At 59.2% G+C, this 20,071-nt stretch carries 19 protein-coding genes and 1 tRNA gene; 12 read left to right on the top strand and 8 right to left on the bottom strand.

Translation table 11 applies throughout. From position 1 onward, the window contains the following. Positions 1-3: 3 nt before the first annotated feature. The gene (locus H7847_RS11650) at positions 4-1,338 is read right to left on the bottom strand and encodes a M48 family metalloprotease (protein WP_227269655.1); all 1,335 of its coding nucleotides are present in this window, start codon (positions 1,336-1,338) and stop codon (positions 4-6) included. 23 nt (positions 1,339-1,361) lie between these two features. Here H7847_RS11650 and H7847_RS11645 point away from each other — a divergent pair, with 23 nt between their 5' ends. The 5 genes from H7847_RS11645 (at position 1,362) to H7847_RS11625 (ending at position 8,540) form a co-directional block, all read left to right on the top strand. Continuing rightward, positions 1,362-2,504 (top strand): pyridoxal phosphate-dependent aminotransferase, encoded by a 1,143-nt coding sequence (locus tag H7847_RS11645; protein WP_227269654.1) that lies wholly within the window; start codon positions 1,362-1,364, stop codon positions 2,502-2,504. A gap of 61 nt (positions 2,505-2,565) precedes the next feature. Beyond that, positions 2,566-3,798 (top strand): N-acetylmuramoyl-L-alanine amidase, encoded by a 1,233-nt coding sequence (locus H7847_RS11640; RefSeq protein ID WP_227269653.1) that lies wholly within the window; start codon positions 2,566-2,568, stop codon positions 3,796-3,798. A 95-nt stretch (positions 3,799-3,893) separates the two neighbouring features. Beyond that, positions 3,894-6,449 carry a penicillin-binding protein 1A gene (locus tag H7847_RS11635; RefSeq protein WP_227269652.1) on the top strand — a complete coding sequence of 852 codons (2,556 nt, stop codon included), beginning with the start codon at positions 3,894-3,896 and terminating at the stop codon, positions 6,447-6,449. Between the two features lie 90 nt (positions 6,450-6,539). After that, positions 6,540-7,664 carry a peptide chain release factor 2 gene (gene prfB / locus H7847_RS11630; protein WP_227269651.1) on the top strand — a complete coding sequence of 375 codons (1,125 nt, stop codon included), beginning with the start codon at positions 6,540-6,542 and terminating at the stop codon, positions 7,662-7,664. Positions 7,665-7,775: 111 nt separating this feature from the next. Further along, positions 7,776-8,540, top strand: coding sequence for a DUF2189 domain-containing protein (locus H7847_RS11625; RefSeq protein ID WP_227269672.1), 765 nt, complete (start codon positions 7,776-7,778; stop codon positions 8,538-8,540). Here H7847_RS11625 and H7847_RS11620 read toward each other — a convergent pair. The 3 genes from H7847_RS11620 to H7847_RS11610 form a co-directional block, all read right to left on the bottom strand. Further along, positions 8,537-8,755, bottom strand: coding sequence for a hypothetical protein (locus tag H7847_RS11620; RefSeq protein WP_227269650.1), 219 nt, complete (start codon positions 8,753-8,755; stop codon positions 8,537-8,539). The two genes, H7847_RS11625 and H7847_RS11620, sit on opposite strands and share 4 nt — an antisense overlap. Next, positions 8,752-9,912, bottom strand: coding sequence for an aromatic ring-hydroxylating oxygenase subunit alpha (locus H7847_RS11615; protein WP_227269649.1), 1,161 nt, complete (start codon positions 9,910-9,912; stop codon positions 8,752-8,754). The genes H7847_RS11620 and H7847_RS11615 overlap by 4 nt, the downstream gene beginning before the upstream one ends. A 103-nt stretch (positions 9,913-10,015) precedes the next feature. After that, complete coding sequence (locus tag H7847_RS11610; protein WP_227269648.1) at positions 10,016-10,813, bottom strand: helix-turn-helix domain-containing protein; 798 nt, start codon at positions 10,811-10,813, stop codon at positions 10,016-10,018. 234 nt (positions 10,814-11,047) lie between these two features. On the opposite strand from H7847_RS11610, the gene H7847_RS11605 reads away from it, so the two are divergent. Further along, the gene (locus H7847_RS11605) at positions 11,048-11,428 is read left to right on the top strand and encodes a hypothetical protein (protein WP_227269647.1); all 381 of its coding nucleotides are present in this window, start codon (positions 11,048-11,050) and stop codon (positions 11,426-11,428) included. Positions 11,429-11,430: 2 nt separating this feature from the next. Here H7847_RS11605 and ilvN read toward each other — a convergent pair whose 3' ends face one another. The 3 genes from ilvN to H7847_RS11590 form a co-directional block, all read right to left on the bottom strand. After that, positions 11,431-11,991 (bottom strand): acetolactate synthase small subunit, encoded by a 561-nt coding sequence (gene ilvN, locus H7847_RS11600; protein ID WP_227269646.1) that lies wholly within the window; start codon positions 11,989-11,991, stop codon positions 11,431-11,433. Next, positions 11,991-12,293, bottom strand: coding sequence for a hypothetical protein (locus H7847_RS11595; RefSeq protein WP_227269645.1), 303 nt, complete (start codon positions 12,291-12,293; stop codon positions 11,991-11,993). Before H7847_RS11595 ends, ilvN begins: the two co-directional genes overlap by 1 nt. 92 nt (positions 12,294-12,385) lie before the next feature. After that, entirely contained in the window at positions 12,386-14,137 is a 1,752-nt protein-coding gene (locus H7847_RS11590; protein WP_227269644.1) for an acetolactate synthase 3 large subunit, read from the bottom strand. Between the two features lie 554 nt (positions 14,138-14,691). On the opposite strand from H7847_RS11590, the gene H7847_RS11585 reads away from it, so the two are divergent. The 6 genes from H7847_RS11585 (at position 14,692) to H7847_RS11560 (ending at position 18,926) form a co-directional block, all read left to right on the top strand. Continuing rightward, a complete protein-coding gene (locus H7847_RS11585) occupies positions 14,692-15,999 on the top strand; it encodes a hypothetical protein (protein ID WP_227269643.1) in 1,308 nt (435 codons plus the stop codon). Then, on the top strand, positions 15,996-16,352 hold the full coding sequence (locus H7847_RS11580) for a replication factor A protein 3-like protein (RefSeq protein WP_227269642.1): 357 nt from the start codon (positions 15,996-15,998) through the stop codon (positions 16,350-16,352). Before H7847_RS11585 ends, H7847_RS11580 begins: the two co-directional genes overlap by 4 nt. A gap of 333 nt (positions 16,353-16,685) precedes the next feature. After that, entirely contained in the window at positions 16,686-17,603 is a 918-nt protein-coding gene (locus H7847_RS11575; protein WP_227269641.1) for a DNA adenine methylase, read from the top strand. 106 nt (positions 17,604-17,709) lie between these two features. Next, a tRNA-Ser gene (locus H7847_RS11570) sits at positions 17,710-17,799 on the top strand. 91 nt (positions 17,800-17,890) lie between these two features. Beyond that, the gene (locus tag H7847_RS11565; protein WP_227269640.1) at positions 17,891-18,694 is read left to right on the top strand and encodes a tyrosine-type recombinase/integrase; all 804 of its coding nucleotides are present in this window, start codon (positions 17,891-17,893) and stop codon (positions 18,692-18,694) included. Between the two features lie 64 nt (positions 18,695-18,758). After that, the gene (locus H7847_RS11560; protein WP_227269639.1) at positions 18,759-18,926 is read left to right on the top strand and encodes a hypothetical protein; all 168 of its coding nucleotides are present in this window, start codon (positions 18,759-18,761) and stop codon (positions 18,924-18,926) included. Here H7847_RS11560 and H7847_RS11555 read toward each other — a convergent pair. After that, complete coding sequence (locus H7847_RS11555) at positions 18,923-20,056, bottom strand: carboxylate-amine ligase (protein WP_227269638.1); 1,134 nt, start codon at positions 20,054-20,056, stop codon at positions 18,923-18,925. The genes H7847_RS11560 and H7847_RS11555 overlap by 4 nt on opposite strands. Positions 20,057-20,071: the final 15 nt, after the last annotated feature.

Here is a 20,071-nt window from a genome sequence, read left to right as displayed (position 1 = left end):
CTTCTATCTCCGTTTGGCGGCGCGTTCTGACGCAATCAACACATCTTGCGCCCGTTGCCAAGAGCCCGAGCCTTCGGGCAGCAGATCAACCGCGCGTTTGGCATGAATACCGGCGTCTTCCATCCGACCCGACAGGGCATATCGTTCAGCGGTCACAACCGAGGCCATGCCATTTTGACCCAACTTTGCGTAGGCGACAGACAGATCGCGCAGCATGGTACCATCCCGAAAGTCAATTATTCTTGCCTTTTCAAGTACCTGAAGGGCATTTTTAATGTCGTCTGTGACCAGCAGTGCGCGCCCGTATCCTGACAGGACCAGCGGATCGTTGGGGGCCAGTTGCACCGCTCTTGCGTAGGCCGAGACGGCGGCGGCGAAATTCCGCGTCTCCAGCAGGATCTGGCCGCGTTGGTCATGCAGGAACGGGTCATTTGGCCGCAGGGCGATGGCTGTATCAATGGCGCGCATCGCCTCGTCGGTCCGCGATTGCCGGTGTTCCGCCACAGCCTCCCGCAGCAGCCGGACATCCTGATAGGGGCTTTCATCCAGCCGTTGCAGCGTCCATTTCGGCGCGCGGGTATAAGCGCTGAGCTTGCCCTTGACGCGTTCAAACCAATAGGCGGCGGTCGGGTCAGCGGTGGACCCGCCGCCGTAGGCCGCAACAAACCCATCGAGCGCGCGCACCCGGTCGCGCGACAGCGGGTGGGTGCGGGTGTAAGGGTCCTGCCGGGTTTCCGCCAAAAGCTCTTGTCCGCGGAAAAGCTCCAGCACGTCCGACATGCCTTGCGGATCGACCCCTGCCGATTTCATGAAGCGGACGGCGGATTGGTCGGCGGAGGCTTCTTCGGCGCGGGTGTGTTTGAAAAACCTATTCAAAGCGGAGCCTTGCGTGCCCAACAGGATGCCGCTTGCAGCCTCACCCCCACCCCCCGCCGCCGCGGCGACTGCCGCCAGGGCGATACCAAAGCCTGCCGCGGTGCGCGCGCTTGCCAGGTTGGTCATGCGGCGCGTGATGTGTCCGTTGGCGATATGGGCGGCTTCATGGGCGATCACGCCCTGCAACATCGCGGCCGTTTCCATCCTGTTGATGAGGCCATAGTTCAGAAAGATCGCATCGTTGCTGACCACGAAAGCGTTCATCGAACTGTCGTTGACAACCAGCACTTTCACGCGCGACGGGCTCAGGCCGGCCGCCGTCAGAACGGGGGAGGCCAGTTGTTCGAGCCCATGCTCAATATCGGCATCCCGCAGCAGCCCCTGGGCAGAGGCCATCTGCACCATGAGCGAAAACAGCACCGCCGGGATTGACGTCAGCCTGAATAAACGTTGAAACCTCATGGTCACATTAAGGAGCGGTTTCCATGCGGGTTTCAAGGCGTTCTTCGGTCGATCCCTTCATTGTGATGGATGTGATGGAGGCTGCCCGCCGGGCCGAGGCGTCAGGGCGTCATATCATCCATATGGAAGTGGGCCAGCCGGGCACCGGCGCGCCCAAGGCCGCGACAGAGGCTTTGGCCCGCGCTATGGCGCAAGAATCCCTCGGCTACACGGTGGCTCTGGGGCTGCCTGCCCTGCGCGCGCGCATCGCCTGGCTTTATGGTGACTGGTATGATGTCGATCTTGACCCCAACCGGGTTGTCATCACGCCGGGGTCCTCGGGCGGGTTCATCCTCGCTTTTACGGCTCTTTTCGATACCGGCGACAGGGTCGGGATCGGGGCGCCGGGCTATCCCAGCTACCGGCAGATTTTACGCGCGCTCGATCTGGAACCGGTGGATATTCAGACCGCCGCCGAAAACCGTCTCCAGCCGGTGGCGGCTGATCTTGAGGGCCTGGCGCTGAAGGGGCTGATGGTGGCCTCGCCCGCCAATCCAACGGGGACCATGCTGGACCGCCCTGCAATGCAGACGCTGATCGCGGCGGCGGCGGCCCATGATGCCGCGTTTATCTCGGATGAAATATATCACGGTATCGAATATGACGCCAAAGCGGTCACGGCGCTGCAGGTGACGGATGACGCCTATGTCATCAATTCGTTTTCCAAGTATTTCTCGATGACCGGCTGGCGGGTCGGATGGCTTGTGGTGCCCGAAGATCATGTCAGGGTGATCGAACGGATCGCGCAGAACATGTTTATCTGTGCGCCCCATGCCAGTCAGCTGGCCGCCCTTGCCGCGATGGAGGCCTCCGAGGAGCTGGAGGCCAACATGGCCGTCTACCGCGCCAATCGCGCGCTGATGCTGAAAGGGCTGCCAGAGGCGGGTTTCACCCGTATTGCCCCCCCGGACGGGGCTTTCTACGTTTATGCGGATGTGTCTGACGTGACGCAGGACAGCCGCGCCTTTGCCGCGGAGATCCTGGAGAAAGCCGGTGTTGCCGTTACGCCGGGGCTCGATTTCGACCCGGTGCGGGGCCACCAGACCCTGCGGTTTTCCTATGCGCGCAGTACCGCTGATATCGCCGAGGGGCTCGCCCGGCTGAAAGCGTTCATGCAGGCGCGTTAGGGATTCCCTCAGCCTGCGGACTGGGGTAGCATGGCGCAAAACCCATCAGGCAGAGCAGGCCATGATCCGCATTTTTGTCGTCTTTATCGCCCTTTGGGCCGGGCTGTCGCCCGCCGTCTTCGCACAAGCGCTCTCCGGTGTGGCGCTCTCCGGTGTGGCGCGCGTCGATCCGGCGCGCAGCGGAATAGAGCAGACCTGGCTGGGCCGCACCAGCCTGCGGCTGCATCTGTCGCAGGGGGTGCCGTTTCGTGTCTTTACCCTGGACGATCCGGCCCGTCTGGTGCTGGATTTTCGCGAAGTGGACTGGTCGGGCGTCCGCGCGGCGGATTTGCTGGCCGAGGAAACAGGGATCGACGGCATACGCTTTGGCACCTTTCAGCCCGGCTGGTCGCGGCTGGTGGCGGATCTGACACGACCGATGCTGCCCGGCGACATCGGCATGGCGCTGGATGATGCAACGGGGGATGCCATCCTGACGCTGTCGCTTGAAGCGGCTGATCCGCAGGCCTTTGCCGCAGCTTCGGGCGTGCCGGAAGACACGCTTTGGCCCCAGCCGCAGCCCGATATGCCCCAGGCTCCCGTAGCCGATGATCGCTTCGTGGTGGTGATCGATCCAGGTCACGGCGGCGTTGATCCGGGGGCCGAGCGGGAGGGGCTATCGGAAAAACTCCTGATGCTCGAGATCGCGTTTGAGCTGCGCGAGGCTCTGATCCGCGCCGGCGACATGGATGTGGTGCTGACCCGCGAAAGCGACGTCTTTGTCTCGCTGCAAAGCCGGGTGGCGCAGGCGCACCGGGCCGGGGCGGACCTGTTTGTATCACTGCATGCGGATGCCCTGAGCCAGGGTGGTGCCGAGGGTGCCACGATCTACACCCTGTCGGATGAGGCCAGCGATACCGCAACCGCGCATCTGGCCGCGCGCCACAACCGCGCCGATATTATTGCCGGGGCGGATCTGACAGGTTCGGATGATGAGGTGACCGGCGTGCTTCTGGACCTCGCTCGGCAAGAGACTGAGCCGCGCTCAATGGCGCTGGCGCAGGCGCTGGTCCAGGGCATGGCTGACGCGGGCGGGCCGATGAACAACCGGCCCCTGCGCCAGGCCGGGTTCTCGGTGCTGAAATCCGCCGATATCCCGTCGGTACTGGTCGAGGTTGGTTTCCTCTCGAGCAAACGCGATCTGGAGAACATCCGAAACCCTGCGTGGCGCCGCAAGATCGTGGCGGGGATGGCGCGCTCCATCGCGGCGTGGCGGTTGTCGGATCAGGCGCAGCGAGAGCTGGTGCGGCAGTAGCAAGGCCGCGCTTACTGTCGTGTTGCGTTTTGACGATCCCGGCCAAACCGCCTATATCATGAGGGCACTTGCGCAAAAAAAGGTCAGTGATCTCCGTGTTTCGATTCCTTCTGTCATTCTTGGGTGGCATTTTCACCACCATCACCCTGGGCGTTGGCATGGTTGTTCTGACCATTGGGGCCATCTTCTGGGTGTACGGGCAGGATCTGCCGAGCCACGGCTCACTGGCGCAATACGCGCCGCCGACAATCAGCCGGATTTATTCCGGCGAGGGGCGGATCATAGACGAATTTGCCAAGGAACGCAGGCTTTTCACACCCGCGGACGCGATCCCCGATCTGGTCAAGCAGGCGTTTATCTCTGCCGAAGACAAGAATTTCTACACGCACGACGGGTACGACTTGCGCAGTATCGCAGCGGCGGCCTGGGACGCGGCCTTGTCGCGGGGGCAGGAGGTGCGCGGGGCCTCGACCATCACGCAGCAGGTGATGAAGAACTTCCTGCTGGATGGGTCCCGCAGGGCGGAACGCAAGATCAAGGAAATCATTCTGGCGGCCCGGGTCGAAGAGGCGCTGTCAAAGGAAAAAATCCTCGAGCTCTATCTCAACGAGATTTATCTTGGGGCGAATTCCTACGGGGTGGCGGCGGCAGCCCAGACCTATTTCAACAAACCGCTTGATGCGCTTGAGCCGCATGAGGCCGCCTATCTTGCCGCCCTGCCGAAAAAGCCCGCAGACCTGCACCCGGTCCGGGACAAGGGCCAGGCCGTGGGCCGGCGCAACTTCGTGCTCAAGGAGATGATGGAAAACGGCTATATCACCAAAGCCACCTATGATGCCGAGGTTGCAGCCCCGCTCAGGTCCGTGCAGAACGGGGATTTCGAAAACTTCAGACGGGAATTGCCGAGCCGCGATTACTTTACCGATGAGATCCGCCGTCAGCTGAGCCAGGATTTCGGTGAGGGGGAGTTCTTTACCGGCGGGCTGAGCGTGCGCGCGACAATCGACCCTGAATTGCAACCGTTGGCCGCAGAATCGCTGCGCCGCGAGTTGGAGGCCTATGACCGTCGTCAGGGCATCTGGCGCGAGACGAGGGTCAAGATCGATCCGGCACAGCTGGAGGAAGAAGGCATCTGGCGTGCGGCCCTTGGTCTGACCGATATGGCCCGCGACATCGAACTGGATGGCCCCTGGTATCCGGCGGTTGTGCTGTCGGTCGGCAGTTCCGATGCCCGCATCGGGATCGAAGGGGTCGAGGAAGACGAGGATGGCCATTTCATCACGGCGCAGGATGTCACATGGGCGCGCAAACGCAGCCTGGATGGCACGCTCGGGCGCACGGCACAGGTCGCGGGTGATCTGCTCTCGGTCGGGGATGTGGTGCATGTGCGCGCGATGACGTCTGATGAGGACGGTAGTTTTATCCGCTGGACCCTGCGGCAGGTGCCTGAGGTGCAGGGTGGTTTTGTCGCCATGGACGTGAACAATGGGCGCGTGATTGCCATGCAGGGTGGCTTTTCCTACCAGTCGAGCGTCTTCAACCGGGCCACGCAGGCGCGCCGCCAGCCGGGGTCGAGCTTCAAACCCTTTGTCTATGCCTCCGCCCTGAACAGCGGCTATTCGCCGGCGACCATCGTGGTGGACGCCCCGATTGAGATCAACACGCCGCAGGGCCTCTGGCGCCCGCGCAATTCCTCCCGCGAATTCTACGGGCCGACCCCGCTGCGCACCGGCATCGAACGCTCACGGAACCTGATGACGATCCGTCTGGCCCAAGAGGTCGGCATGAATGTCGTCGCCGATTATGCCGAGCGGTTCGGGGTCTATGACAATATGGGGACTTTCCTGGCCAACGCGCTGGGATCGGAGGAGACGACGCTTTACCGGATGGTGGCGGCCTATGCGATGTTTGCCAATGGCGGCGAGCGGGTGCAGCCCACCCTCGTGGACCGGGTGCAAGACCGTTATGGCAAGACGATCTACCGCCATGACGAGCGCTATTGCTTTGACTGCGAACTGGCCAGCCTGGAAGAAGGCGTGGCGCCCAAGGTGATCTCGAACCGGGAACGGGTGATGGATCCGGTCACCGCCTATCAGCTGACCTCCATGATGCGGGGCGTGGTGGATCGGGGCACCGCGGCGCGCACCGTGAACCTGCCGGTACCCACCGCGGGCAAGACCGGCACCACCAATGACGCGAAAGATGTGTGGTTCGTCGGCTTTACCAGCAACATCGTGGCCGGCTGCTACATCGGATACGATCAGCCACGGTCTCTGGGGCGCGGTGCCTCGGGCGGTGGGATGTGCGGGCCTGTCTTTCAGCGGTTCATGGAACAGGCCGTCGAGAAATACGGCGGGGGTCCGTTTGAGATCCCGCCCGGTGGCCGCTTCATCAAGATCGACCGGTTTACCGGTGCGCGTCTGAACGATGATGCCACAGGGGAGGCCGTGGTCGCCGAGTACTTCCGCAACGGCGAGGAGCCGCTCTTTGGGGTGATGTTCGATGGTGGCTTTGCGATGGGTCAGAATCTGCCGCTGGTCCAGGAGGCGCAGTCCGGCCAACGCAGGCAGGTCACGACCTCGACCGGCGAGACCATTGAGGTTGGGCCTAATGCAAACTTCGGGACGCTGAGCTCGGGCGGGCTTTACTGACCCGGTCGCCCGACCGGCGGTCCGGGGTGGCTTGCCGCGGCCCGGACGCTGGTCTATCACGAAAGCCCAAGCAGTTTTCCGAGGCCCTTCATGCGCGCAGACGTCCAGAACACCGTTGATAAAATTCAAAAGTCTCTGGAGCTCCTGGCCCAGCGGATGGACGTGGAAACCGCGCCGTTCCGGCTTGAGGAGTTCAACGCCCGTGTCGAGGACCCGACCCTGTGGGATGACCCGGAGGCGGCGCAAAAGCTGATGCGCGACCGCCAGATGCTGGTGGATGCGATGGCCACCCATGATGGCATCAAGCAGGAGATGTCGGACAACATCGAGCTTATCGAACTGGGCGAGATGGAAGAGGACGAAGAGGTCATTGCCGAGGCGGAAGCCGCTTTGAAACAGCTCGAAGTGAAGGCCGCGCAGAAGGAGCTGGAGGCGCTGCTCGACGGCGAGGCGGACGGCAATGATACCTTTCTGGAGGTCAACGCCGGGGCCGGGGGGACCGAAAGCTGCGACTGGGCGTCGATGCTGGCCCGTATGTATGTGCGATGGGCGGAAAAGAAGGGCTACAAGGTCGAGCTGCAGGCCGAAAGCGCGGGCGAGGAGGCGGGCATCAAATCGGCGGTCTACAAGATCAGCGGTGTGAATGCCTATGGATGGCTCAAGTCGGAAAGCGGTGTGCACCGGCTGGTGCGGATTTCCCCCTTTGACAGTGCCGCCAAGCGGCACACTTCCTTCAGTTCGGTCTGGGTCTACCCGGTCGTGGATGACAACATCGAGATCGAGGTGAACCCAGCCGATATTCGCATTGACACCTATCGCTCCTCCGGGGCGGGCGGGCAGCACGTCAACACCACCGATTCCGCCGTGCGGATCACCCACCACCCGACGGGCATCGTTGTGACCAGCTCGGAAAAGTCCCAGCACCAGAACCGCGATATCGCGATGAAAGCGTTGAAATCACGCCTCTACCAGCTCGAGCTGGATCGCCGGAACGCGGCCATCAACGAGGCGCATGAGAGCAAGGGCGATGCAGGCTGGGGCAACCAGATCCGGTCTTACGTGCTGCAGCCCTACCAGATGGTCAAGGACCTGCGTACCAATTTCGAGACCTCCGACACCAAGGGCGTTCTGGACGGTGACCTTGATGGGTTCATGGCGGCGACCCTGGCGCTGGACGTCTCGGGCAAGACGCGGGCCGAAGCGCAGGGAAGCTAGGCTGCAGGTCGCGGGATCGATTTTGCGTTTTGACAAGCTCTGCGAACTGCGGCACCTTTCCTTCACCAGGGTTTCAGGGAGGATACCGTGGACACAGTTGCCACAGACGAGATGAAAATGGGCGCGCCAGAGTTGCGGCCAGCCGCATTTGCCATGGTGCGGGAGGCGCTCAGGCGCGGTATGGCCGATTTCAGGGCGCGGCCGCTCTACGGGCTGCTTTTTGCTGGAATTTACGTGCTGGCCGGTTGGGTCATGACCGCCGTGACGGCGGCGACAGGGCACACCTTCTGGCTGGTGCTGGCCGCGATCGGCTTTCCGCTTTTGGGGCCCTTTCTGGCGGTTGGCCTCTACGAAGTGTCCCGCCGCCTTGAAGCGGGACTGAAAGTGCCTGCCGACGCCATCTTTGGCGTCATCTGGCAGCAGCGCCATCGGCAATTGCCGTCCTTATGCACCATGATGGTGGTGATTTTCATGTTCTGGTTCTTTCTCGGCCACATGATCTTTGCGCTCTTTCTCGGCCTGTCGACCATGACCAATGTTTCAAGCTCTTTTGAGGTGTTCCTCACACCGAACGGGTTGATGATGCTGGCCTTTGGCACCGCTGTGGGGGCGGCTTTCGCGGTCTTGATCTTTTCGATCGCTGTCATTGGCCTGCCGCTTTTGCTTGACCGTGAGATTGATTTCATCACGGCGATGATCACCAGCATTCAGGCGGTCAAGGCATCGCCCATCGTGCTGCTGAGTTGGGCGGCCATCATCGCTGTCATGACGTTTGCGGCCATGCTGCCTTGGTTTTTGGGGCTCTTTCTCGTGTTGCCCTGGCTCGGACACAGCTCCTGGCATCTTTACCGGCAACTGGTGATTGAGGAGAGCTAAAGCGGCGTCTCGCGTCCCATGGCGATCAGCTGCCGCCGGAGGGCAGGGGCCTGAGGCAGCCCGGCCTCCAGCGCAAAAACATAGGCGTGGGTCAGGAAAAACCCCTTTGCGTCCGTGTCTGCCGTCTGATCGGCTGCCTGCGTATAAAGGCTGCTGAGGTCCTGCGCATCGCCCCTGTTATGTGCCAGAAGCAACCTGTCATCCAGATCGCTCATTCTGCGGCATGACGGGCACGGCGGGCGTGTTCAATCCGACCCTCGACCCAGTCGTGGAACAAATGCGTCGGGCTGTCCATGGCAGGCGAAAACCGCCCCCCGTCAAAAGAGACCGCATGGCGCCCGCGTTGCATGCCTTCGACGACAAAGACATCCTCTTCAAAGACCGATTTCCATTGCAGCGCGTTGCGTTCTCGCAGTGCGGGGCAGGTATCGGGCTGGGCATAGTAAAGATGCACATGCTCCAGCGTGCGTTCCGGCCCCAGAGGGTGCAGGATAATGGCGTAGGTGTGGTCGCGGTGCACGCCCAGCAATACGTTGGGAAAAGCCGCAATGTACTCCGCCGCCGTAGCCCATTTCGCCGCCAAGCCGTCAAAATCTGGAAAGACCGTGCCATCTTCCGCCGTGATCTGCCGGTAGACGCGTGTCCCCTGGCCGGAAAATAGCCGTTTTTCTTCAATGTGGTAGTGGTCTTCAAGGCGGGAATAGCTATTGAGGCCCGGATGAACCCAGGGGAGATGATAGCTCTCGCAATAGTTTTCCACCGCCAGTTTCCAGTTGCAGTTTACATCGAGGGTAAAGCTGCTCTGCGCCCCGCCGTGATAAAGCGGTTTGTCGAATGCTTTCCAGCGGGTCAGCAAAGTGGCATTGGCAACCTCAAAGTCGGGGGCCGTCCCCGAGACGTTGATCCAGATAACATCCATCCAGATGTGGCTGCGGACTTCGATCAACCCCAACAGGGTCCGGTCAATGCCGTCATGGGTGTTCCGGCCGGGGCCGCCCACGTGCGGGGTGCTGACCAGTTGACCCTCGGTGGAGTAACACCAGCTGTGATAGGGGCACCGGATCGCGCCGTCGATCTTGCGCGGTGCGTCGACAAGGATCATGCCGCGATGCCTGCAGATGTTCTGAAAGACACGGACAACGCCCCTGCGGTCGCGGATCAGCAGCAGCGGTATTCCCAGAAAGGTCAGGGGAACCGCGTCGCCGACCTCCGGCACGTCCGCCGCAACAGCAAGCCCGGACCATCCCTCAAACAGAAGCGCCTGTTTTTCCGCTTCAAAGACCGCGCTGTCAATGTAATGCGCGTTGGGCAGGCCCGTGGCGTCGTTGATCGGACGGCGCACAGTCGAAAGATCGGTAGCAGGGTGATCCATGGCGATACTCCTTCGGGCTGGACGGGACCGACAGTAGGAGATCTTCGCAGTTTTGCCGTCACCAGAGCGACCAGAGTAGCCTCATGGCGACATTTACCCCCGCTCAGCGGAAGGGGTCGTTGGGTTGCAGCAGGCGTTGATGAAACGGGATCAACGCGTCAAAGCGGCAAAATCCGGCGGCGCGGGCTTCCTTCAGGATACGGGTCGGGTCGTGACCCAGATGCTCATACACCAGCCGCGTCATCCGGGTCGCGGTGGAGTTCTCGCGCACCGTTCGCGCGACAAATCCGACCCAGTAATTGTTTTCAAAGGAGGTTACGCGGTTGAGGTAATTGATCGATGCCGTGATCCCGCCGCGCCGGGCCGTCATCACCGTGACACCATCCTCGACCTTCAGGACAAAGCCGCGATACTCGCGCGCGGCAGGGGTGGGAGGAATGCCCTGCATTGCCATCGCGGCTTGGGGCTCATAGCCGCGCAGGAACGTGCTGTTGCCCTGCCGGGTCACATGCACGAGGCCGCGCACGAAATCGGTTTCCCTTACAAAGCTGCGCCGGGAAAAGTGATAAAACCCTGTTGGAAAGTCTTCCTCAGGAACAACCTGGACCGTTTCGCCCATGAAGTCCTTCAGGAATTTGCTGGCGACCGGCCCCTCATCCCGCGTGATCTGATCCACGGGTTCCAGCAAAACGCGCGCGTCCACACCAAAGAAGTCACAAATCCGGGCCAGGACATCCGGTCGTGGAAAGCTTTCACCGCTGAGATAGCGGTTGAACTGCGTGCGATTGATCCCGAGCTCTCTGGAGAGCGCCGAAATAGAGCGGTAGTTTTCCGACAGGGTGCGTAGATTTGCGCCGAACATGTTTCGCAGTTGTGCGGGTGTCCGAAGAGGCATCGGCATGGCGGTCCTTTAGCTCTAAATTCGCACTCAAATTGTACCAGACTTGAAAATACACGCTTGGATGGCCGCGAACCAATCATTTTCTGATGCTATTTGGCGTCATGTATGGTTATAACTGTGTCAATAGTAGTGGATAGCGACACAAATTCCAAGCGTACGGTGCCTTTTTTGTTGTATTCTAGACATCTAATTTCTTGGTAGGGTTGAATTAACAATTTAAGATTGGATAACATCATGTTAGGCGTAGTGCTTTGGAGCGACGCTTCGGATCGGAAAGCGGTGATCTGGTGTGAGGATCAAGGCGATCTGGCTTACGTGAATGCGTCAGACGATGTTCTCTGGACAGATGACTTTTTCGACGCCGGTGATCTCGTTCAATTTGACGTGGAACTGTCCCATTCCATGCGGTTGGCAAGCAATGCTCGCCTGGTGATCGAAAAGGCGGGATCAGCGCTGCCGGATGTGCTCCGGCAGGAGCTGAATGAGATGTCAAAACCTCAGATCAGCGCCGAAATCATCCCCTTTGTCGTACCGCCGAAAAAAGCTGCCACGATTACAAAACCACCCAAGACTGCCCGATCTCCGGCGCTGTCAAAAAGCGCTCCTGCCGGGTAGGGTTATTCCCCGCGCGAGAGGGCCGCGACACCGGTGCGCGCAACCTCTGTCAGGCCCAGGGGGCGCATAAGCTCCGCAAAAGCATCGATTTTATCTGGCACCCCTGTGATTTCGAACACAAAGCTTTCCAGCGTGCTGTCGACCACATTGGCCCGGAAGATATCGGCCAGCCGCAGCGCCTCGACGCGTTTGTCACCTTGCCCCACAACCTTGAACATCGCAAGCTCACGTTCCACGCTGGCCCCTTCGACGGTGAGGTCATGCACGTCATGCACGGAAACGATCCGGCCAAGCTGCGCCTTGATCTGTTCGATCACCTGCGGCGTGCCGGAAGTGACGATGGTGATGCGGCTGAGGTGCCCGGTATGATCCACTTCCGCGACCGTCAGGCTGTCGATGTTGTAGCCCCGACCCGAGAAGAGCCCGATGACACGCGCCAGCACGCCCGGTTCGTTTTCCACCAGCACCGCCAGGGTGTGTCGCTCGATCACGTCCGAAAACGTAGGCCGCAGGTTGTAAGCGGAGTGGCTGGTGGCGCCTTTTTTGATTTTTAGGGGGGACATCAATTTTTCCAGTTTCTTAGATCTGATGCGGGTTCACAAACAAACATACTGTTTTCGGACGTCATTTCGTAGAGGTCGGCGACCTCTATGCAGGCCGCTTCATTATCGGGGTAGCCAAAGAATATGATGGTAGGACCGGAAGCGGCGATGCCTCCGAATGTAGAATGATGCATAAGGACTGACGCCGGACTTGCAAAATCCAGTTCAAGTTTTGCTGCGACGCGGATCAGATTACGAACCTCGTCGACAAACAAAGTTTGATACAACACAACTGCTCCTAACGCTGTCAGTGTACCGGCCAAGAACTTACCCATCGAAAGCGGGCCAAGAGCCAGTGCCAGATGAAATTTGGTCGCTGAACAGACTGCTGCTCCGAAAAATTATGCTACATGGGCTAGACAAGCACTGAGCCCTTACTGTCGATCACACCTTGCGTTTCCGCCTCGCCCAGCAGCATCTCGTTATGCGCCTTGCCCGAGGGGATCATCGGGAAGCAGTTCTCGTGCTTTGTCACCAGGCAATCAAAGATCACCGGGCCGTCGTGATTGATCATCTCCATGATCGCATCGTCCAGATCAGCAGGATCAGAGCAAAGGATGCCCTTGGCGCCAAAGGCCTCGGCCAGCTTCACGAAATCGGGCAGGGCATCGGACCAGCTGTGCGAATAGCGCTCGCCGTGCAAAAGCTCCTGCCACTGGCGCACCATGCCCAGACGCTCGTTGTTGAGGATGAACTGCTTGACGGGCAGGCGGTACTGCACCGCCGTGCCCATTTCCTGCATGTTCATCAGCCAGGAGGCTTCGCCCGCGACGTTGATGACCAATGCGTCCGGATGGCCGATCTGCACCCCGATGGAGGCCGGGAAGCCGTAGCCCATGGTGCCCAGACCGCCGGAGGTCATCCAGCGGTTGGGGTCCTCGAACCCAAGATACTGCGCAGCCCACATCTGGTGCTGACCCACTTCGGTGCAGATGTAGCGGTCGTATTGCTTGGTGAGCGCTTCAAGACGGGCCAGGGCATGCTGTGGCTTGATGGTCTTGCCCTTTTGCGTGAATTTCAGGCAATCGACCTTTTTCCATTCCTCGATCTGCGTCCACCATTTGGCAACGGCCTCCGCGTTGGTCTTGCGACCGCGTGATTTCCACACTTTCAGGATGTCTTCGAGCACATGGCCCACATCGCCCACAATCGGAATGTCGGTCTTGATCACTTTGTTGATCGACGAGGGGTCGATGTCGATATGCGCCTTGATCGACTTGGGGCTGAAGGCATCGAGCCGCCCGGTAATCCGGTCGTCGAACCGCGCGCCGATGTTGATCATCAGGTCGCAGTCATGCATCGCCATATTGGCCTCGTAGAGCCCGTGCATGCCCAGCATGCCGATCCATTTCTCGCCCGACGCCGGATAGCTGCCCAGCCCCATCAATGTTGAGGTGATGGGAAATCCGGTGGCCGCCACCAGTTCGCGCAGAAGCTGGCTGGCCGCGGGGCCGGAGTTGATGACGCCGCCGCCGGTGTAGAAGATCGGGCGCTTGGCCTTTTCAATCGCCGCCACCAGTTCGGTGATGGCGTCCATGTCGCCTTTCAGCTTGGGCTGATAATGCGAGGTCGAGGGTTTGGGCGGCATATAGGTGCCGGTGGCAAACTGGACGTCCTTTGGGATATCCACCAGCACGGGGCCGGGGCGGCCGCTTGTGGCGACGTGAAAGGCCTCGTGGATCACGCCCGCCAGCTTGTCGGTCTCCTTGACCAGCCAGTTGTGTTTCGTGCAGGGCCGCGTGATGCCGACGGTGTCGGCCTCCTGAAACGCGTCGGAGCCGATCATGAAGGTCGGCACCTGGCCGGTCAAAACGATCAGCGGAATGGAATCCATCAAGGCGTCCGTCAGCCCGGTGACCGCATTCGTGGCGCCGGGGCCGGAGGTCACCAGCACGACACCCGGCTTGCCGGTGGACCGCGCATAGCCTTCGGCGGCATGTACCGCACCTTGTTCATGCCGCACAAGGATGTGGCGGATCGCGTTTTGCTGAAATACCTCGTCGTAAATCGGTAGCACGGCCCCGCCGGGATAGCCAAAGACGGTGTCCACACCCTGATCGATCAGGGCCTGGACAATCATTTTCGCGCCGGACATTTGCCGTGTCATAGTGTTCTCTCCGTGTAGGTCCGCATCGGGACCTGTTGTCAGTTGCGCATAAAAAAAGCCCCCGACTTTGGCGGGGGCGCATGGGTCAGACTATGGTCTACCGTTACCGGCCCATGCGCTTGGTTCCCACAATGACGACTAGTTCTGTCATGGCCCGTTGGCTCCTTCATGCCCGGCGGAGATTATGGGGGGGAGAGAAGGGCGTCAACACCCAAAGTAGCAAAATTTATGTCTCTGAAGCAGAAAATTTGGTCACTTCCTTTCGTTTAATGGGCTTTGGGAGAAATTAACGCAAATGAAGGGGTGGGTTTGCTGTTGGCGCAGGGCTTTCAGGGAGAGGATTTGAATAACGGTCAAACAGGTCGTGGAATGGTGAGCAGATCGTCAATCGGTGCCCCTCGGCAGGGTTGAGAACCTGACCGCGATTGCCCCGGATTACATCGGGGCCATCAGGGCAGCATCGCCTTCAATGGGCATCCGTTTCTCCCAATCGCCTCAAAGATCAGTCTACGACGAACACAAGGCGGCTTGGTCATCCGGGCCCCAGTGACCGGATGAAAGAATACTTGTTGGCATCGGGGTGGTATGGCTATGATACTCGTATGAGTTGCAGATCCGAAAGGCGCCGCGCGCGCAATCTCATTGTTGGCCGCCGGACACAGCCGGGCTCTCAGGCAGTTGGTCGTCCCGCAACTGCGCTGCAGCGTGCCGCGGACGCGAGCGCGCAGGTCGGCAGGCTGGGCGCGTTGCAGCGCGTCGCCGACAAGAGCGTTCAAAGCACGATGAGATCCGGGCCGGTCTTGCAGGCCTACCGGATCTCGCCTCCGAATTCGGATGGTAAAGTCGCGCGGGTCAGCGGGTCCTGGAAATCGGCGGTGCTTCAGGACAGTGGCAAAGGCGGAAAGGATTTGTTTGCGACACCTGACATCATCAAGGATGGGGACGACAAGTTGCTCGCGGCATCCTCGGCGATTGGGCTGAGGCAGTCCGGCGACAGTTTTGAGTATGGCGCTCACACGGTCGCTTATGCTGTGCCATACCTGCGCGAGCAAGCCGTAACGGACGCTGACCCCGAGCAAACCAAAAAAATCAAAGGGATAAACGCTGGTACGCTTGCTGATAATGCTGGTGTCACGGACAGTGATCTCTTGGCGCTCTGGACCGATTGCGGTCGTGCCGCCCGCACCGTTATGGGGGTAGAGGGCACCGGGGAAGCTCCAAAAGCCAAGACAGCGATTGGCGACAGCAAAGCCTCTTCCAACCCGAAAGACTATTCTGACGACCTCTACCCTAAAGCCATTAAAGCCTTCTTTGGGAGCGATGCAAAAGAAGGGTTTATGAAAAGGGGTGTGCATTACTACTGGCTTCCACACAAACTTTTCGGAAAAACTGTTTTCATCACTCCCAGGAGCGCGGATCATGCGCGTAGGATGTACATGGCCTTGAGTGAAGAGGGGCGCGCCGCATTCGACAAGCATGTGGGGATCAATCGCTTTGCAAACCCCGATATCGGGGATGCCTATACGATGGTCACCGAAAGCAAGATGCCCGGTTACACGGCAAACGGTTTTACGTGGAATTTCCACTGGGCCGGCGTGGTTGCCAAGGATGGCGATGAAAACATCACTCTTGAAGGATACGCGGTTGATATGAGTAAGGCCATTCAAAAAGCGAGAAAAGACCTCAAGGGTAATGCACGAAAAAAAGAAATCGCCAGGCTCAGGAAGTACGGGAGCGAGTACATCGACCGGGATTGGACGTTCCAGATGTATGGTCAGGACGAGGGTCAGACGTTCCATGATGAGCATCTTGAGAGTGGCACCCATGGCAACCGCGCCACAACTTTCCACGCCAAGGCATGAGCGTTGATCCACCTCTCGTTGCCCTGTCGGACCTTGCCAAGTACGTAGGAGACGTCGTGCGTGTGTCAGGCACCTATAAGGCAGAGTTCAATCCCGCACATAAGATGCTTGTCACTGATGAGCATGGCAATACCGTACCCGCAGGCTGCGTCGTACTGCTGGCGGTGGAGGATGGGGCTGTTGTCGACCTTTTCGACCGCCCGGTGGATGAAGGCCGCAGGCTGAACGGTCAGCGGGTGATGGTGACAGGTAAGCTAGTCGCGCCGCTGGCGGCTGAAGACAGCGCGGTTGCCATGAGAACGCCCCTTTATGGTTTTGTTGACATCAGCGCCATCGCGCCCGTTGAGGGATGATGTCAAAAGCCGGGCCCGTTCGGTGTGGCGCATTGGGCATGGGGGCGGGCTTCAGTAAGCTCGGGAGCTGTGACAGAGATACCGCGCAGATGATCGCCTTGCGGGCCTCTTCGATCATGTCACCTTGAGGAGCAACCCTGTGCAAGTGCTCTGCGGCAGGGCGTGTTTTCCGCCGGTCCGATCCCGGCGAGCAGGGGACCTGTTTGTCGCGCTTCCATCATATGCCGAACCAGCGCCGAAAAAGAGCGCCACAATGTGTGGAACAAGATTGCCAATTGCCTGTTTATCGCGTCTCATCCGTTCTTGGGTGTCCAGGAGGGTACAGCGCATCGTGTGAAACAAAATACAGAGCTCCCAACGGATGTTCCTCCGGACCCGGAAAGTCGCGCGCCGGAAGGCTTTGGGATCAGCGTTCCACCGTTCAAGACGCAGCTTCTGAAATGGGTCGGGAACAAACAAAAGTTTGCCCATGAAATCATTGCGTATTTTCCGGCAGATTTCGGGACCTATTACGAGCCGTTTCTGGGTTCGGGGGCCGTCATGGCGACGCTGGCACCGAAACAGGCTATTGGCGCAGATGTCTTTGCCCCTCTCGTTGATATCTGGACAGCACTTGGAAGTGATCCCGATCTGTTGAAAAGCTGGTACGAGACACGTTTTCATGCCTACTCTGACGGGGATCGGGTTTCCCAGTACGAACAGATCAAAACGCGGTACAACGCTTCACCGAACGGGGCTGATTTCCTGTTTCTAAGCCGCGCCTGCTACGGTGGTGTGGTCCGATTTCGCAGGAAAGACGGATTCATGTCCACCCCATGCGGCGCGCATCATCCGATCAGCCCTGCGTCTTTTGCAAAGCGGGTCGATATCTGGCACCGGCGTCTGCAGGGGGCCGCGTTTCACTGTGCCGACTACAAGCAGACCATGGCCGCTGCACGGGCCGGGGACCTGATTTACTGCGACCCGCCTTATGCCGACTCGCAGACCATTCTCTACGGGGCCCAGTCATTCGATCTGGCAGAGCTTTTCGACACGGTCGCCCGCTGCAAGGCGCGCGGTGTGCAGGTGGCGCTCAGCATCGACGGCACCAAGAAATCCGGTGCGTATCATTGCGCCTTGGACATTCCGCAAAACCTCTTTGCGCGCGAAATCAGGGTGAATACCGGCAAGTCCATGCTGCGACGGTTCCAGATGGGGGGGCGGACGCTTGAAGGTGAGCAGGTGCATGACCGTTTGTTGCTCACCTATTGAGACGCCCCTTGGCAGCCACGCCTGGGAATTGGGAATCTACTGTGAATTTTGAGCGGTCCGTGATTTGGGCTTGTCATCGCACAAGGCGGGCGGTAGACCCGCCGATGGAGACGTGGCCGAGTGGTCGAAGGCGCTCCCCTGCTAAGGGAGTAGGCCCGGAAGGGTCTCGAGGGTTCGAATCCCTTCGTCTCCGCCACCCACCAATTTCATTCAGTTTTGTTGGTATACACTCAACCCCTTACGGGGTTGTTTACTATGAGATATTTTCTTTCGATGTTGCCTTCCGTTTGTCTTCGATTACACTTGGTTGTGTTCATTGCGTGGTAGAAAATGTGGTACTTCAATGGCTCTTCACTAGTGGAAAGCTAACGAAAAATCTGGTCCGAACGCTCGGTCTCGGACGGCACGGCGATGGCAATGGTCTGTACCTTGTTGTCGATCCATCCGGCGCAAGACGCTGGATTGTGCGGGTGACCGTCAAGGGGCAGCGCAACGGGCAAGACAAGCCGCTTCGCACCGACTTTGGTCTGGGCGGCGCTGACATCGTCACACTAAACCAAGCTCGAGACCGGGCGCTTGAGTACAGACGCATGGCAAAGCAGGGTGTAAATCCACGTTACAACACGCGGCAAGAAATTCCATGCTTCGAAGAGATCGCGCGTCAGGTCCACATTGAACGCTTGCCGACGTGGAAGAACCCTAAGCACGGCCAGCATTGGATCAACACGCTCGCCAATTATGCTTTCCCGAAAATAGGTCGCTTGCCGGTCTCAGAAGTCGGTCAACCCGAGGTGCTGCAGGTGCTGCTCCCTGTGTGGACGGAGAAGCATGAGACCGCCAAACGATTGGCGCAGCGGAGCAAGGCGGTACTGGATGTTGCAAAGTCTAAAGGCTTTCGCGACGGCGAGAACCCAGTCACAACAATCCGCGATGCTCGTGTGCTGCCGCAGGTCAAACAAAAGGTACAACACCACAAGGCAATGCACTGGAGGGATGTTCCCGCATTCTATGCCGAGTTGCCTCGGATCAGGAGGAGCTGGCACTACAGAAAGCGGAACTCGGGGACCTTCAGACGCAGATTTCTGAGTTGACCACCGAACTGGCTCAAAAAAAACGACTGTGCAGCGCTTGATCGACAAGCGAAACAGCTTGAGATTGAATGCCGATTTAGAGCAGACCATCAGAGCGGCAGGCTATGAGCCGTCAGAAGCGGACTTCATACGTGCGGCCGAGATCATCCGAGCAGGCGACGAGCTGGAAGACTCTCACCTCGACATTCGCGCTTCCGACCAGCTGCTCCCGATTGCCACGAATTTTGCTTAAATATCTGCGTCAAATTCCGAAACCAGGGACGCCACGACCTTTTTCAAAGCGATGTCTTGGCTTTCGCCGACCTTGATCGCATTGTTGTAGGTAGCCACTTGGCGTTGGGAACTTGTACCATTGCTCAACATGTTGCGCAGGCGACCAAGCTCATCATCGCACTTCAGGTCTTTGGCATGCGGTTCAGCCAGCGTGATCAACTCGACCAGCATCTCTTCGGGGGGCGAAACCTTGCCGGTACCAAAGTCGATCAAGCCTCCTTGCAAGCCGTAGCGTTGCGCGCGCCATCTGTTTTCGGCGATCAAGAAATTGTCGAAATGTCGCCACTGCTTATTCTGTTGCTGAAGCGTATAGAGCATCTTCATCAGGCTTTGGGTCAGGGCCACGATTGCGAGCGCTTCGTCCAGCTTTGGCATGACGTCGCATATGCGTGATTCCAGCGTCGGGAACCGGGCGGAGGGTCGCAGATCCCACCAGATCTTCGTCGAATCTTCGATTGCCTTGGTATCTATGATGGTCTGAACGGCGCGTTGGTATTCGGCAAAGCTGGTGAAGGAAGGCGGCAGCCCGGTGCGTGGCAGATTGTCAAAGACAGTCAGCCGGTAGGAATGCAGCCCGGTTTCCCGCCCTTCCCAGAACGGCGAGGATGTAGATAGTGCCAGCAGATGAGGCAGGAAATATCTGAATTGATTCATCAGTTGGATGCGCAGTTCATCATCCTCAATTCCGACGTGAACATGCATTCCACAGATCAACATCCGACGGGCGACCCCAGCAAGATCCCTTTCCAAATCCCGGTACCGTTCCTTGTCGGTAAATTCCTGTTCTTGCCACATTGAAAACGGATGCGTGGATGCCGCAATGGGCGTCATGCCGTAGCCGTTGCACAGCTCTTTGACCGTTCGCCGAAGGTTCGACAGATCTGCGCGTGCGTCCGCGACAGTATCGCAAACACCGGTCCCGACCTCGATCTGACATCTCAAGAACTCTGGGCTGACACTCTTGCCCAGATGCGCAAGACATTCCTTCATCAGCGGTTCAGGAACCTCGACAAGTTCGAGCGTTTCGGCATCTACCAGAAGGTATTCTTCCTCAACCCCTAGGGTAAATGACGGCTCACGATGTTCCATAAATCTGTCTCCGAA

The organism is Roseobacter weihaiensis (assembly GCF_020622345.1).
Taxonomy (GTDB): Bacteria; Pseudomonadota; Alphaproteobacteria; order Rhodobacterales; family Rhodobacteraceae; genus Roseobacter; species Roseobacter weihaiensis.
This window is presented reverse-complemented; position numbering and strand designations above follow the sequence as displayed.

What these genes read in the sequence shown, in the direction of transcription:
- H7847_RS11650 (WP_227269655.1), bottom strand. Translation starts at nt 1,338, where the DNA reads ATGAGGTTTCAACGTTTATTCAGGCTGACGTCAATCCCGGCGGTGCTG.
- H7847_RS11645 (WP_227269654.1), top strand. Translation starts at nt 1,362, where the DNA reads ATGCGGGTTTCAAGGCGTTCTTCGGTCGATCCCTTCATTGTGATGGAT.
- H7847_RS11640 (WP_227269653.1), top strand. Translation starts at nt 2,566, where the DNA reads ATGATCCGCATTTTTGTCGTCTTTATCGCCCTTTGGGCCGGGCTGTCG.
- prfB (WP_227269651.1), top strand. Translation starts at nt 6,540, where the DNA reads ATGCGCGCAGACGTCCAGAACACCGTTGATAAAATTCAAAAGTCTCTG.
- H7847_RS11625 (WP_227269672.1), top strand. Translation starts at nt 7,776, where the DNA reads ATGAAAATGGGCGCGCCAGAGTTGCGGCCAGCCGCATTTGCCATGGTG.
- H7847_RS11620 (WP_227269650.1), bottom strand. Translation starts at nt 8,755, where the DNA reads ATGAGCGATCTGGATGACAGGTTGCTTCTGGCACATAACAGGGGCGAT.
- H7847_RS11615 (WP_227269649.1), bottom strand. Translation starts at nt 9,912, where the DNA reads ATGGATCACCCTGCTACCGATCTTTCGACTGTGCGCCGTCCGATCAAC.
- H7847_RS11610 (WP_227269648.1), bottom strand. Translation starts at nt 10,813, where the DNA reads ATGCCGATGCCTCTTCGGACACCCGCACAACTGCGAAACATGTTCGGC.
- H7847_RS11605 (WP_227269647.1), top strand. Translation starts at nt 11,048, where the DNA reads ATGTTAGGCGTAGTGCTTTGGAGCGACGCTTCGGATCGGAAAGCGGTG.
- ilvN (WP_227269646.1), bottom strand. Translation starts at nt 11,991, where the DNA reads ATGTCCCCCCTAAAAATCAAAAAAGGCGCCACCAGCCACTCCGCTTAC.
- H7847_RS11590 (WP_227269644.1), bottom strand. Translation starts at nt 14,137, where the DNA reads ATGACACGGCAAATGTCCGGCGCGAAAATGATTGTCCAGGCCCTGATC.
- H7847_RS11585 (WP_227269643.1), top strand. Translation starts at nt 14,692, where the DNA reads ATGAAAGAATACTTGTTGGCATCGGGGTGGTATGGCTATGATACTCGT.
- H7847_RS11580 (WP_227269642.1), top strand. Translation starts at nt 15,996, where the DNA reads ATGAGCGTTGATCCACCTCTCGTTGCCCTGTCGGACCTTGCCAAGTAC.
- H7847_RS11555 (WP_227269638.1), bottom strand. Translation starts at nt 20,056, where the DNA reads ATGGAACATCGTGAGCCGTCATTTACCCTAGGGGTTGAGGAAGAATAC.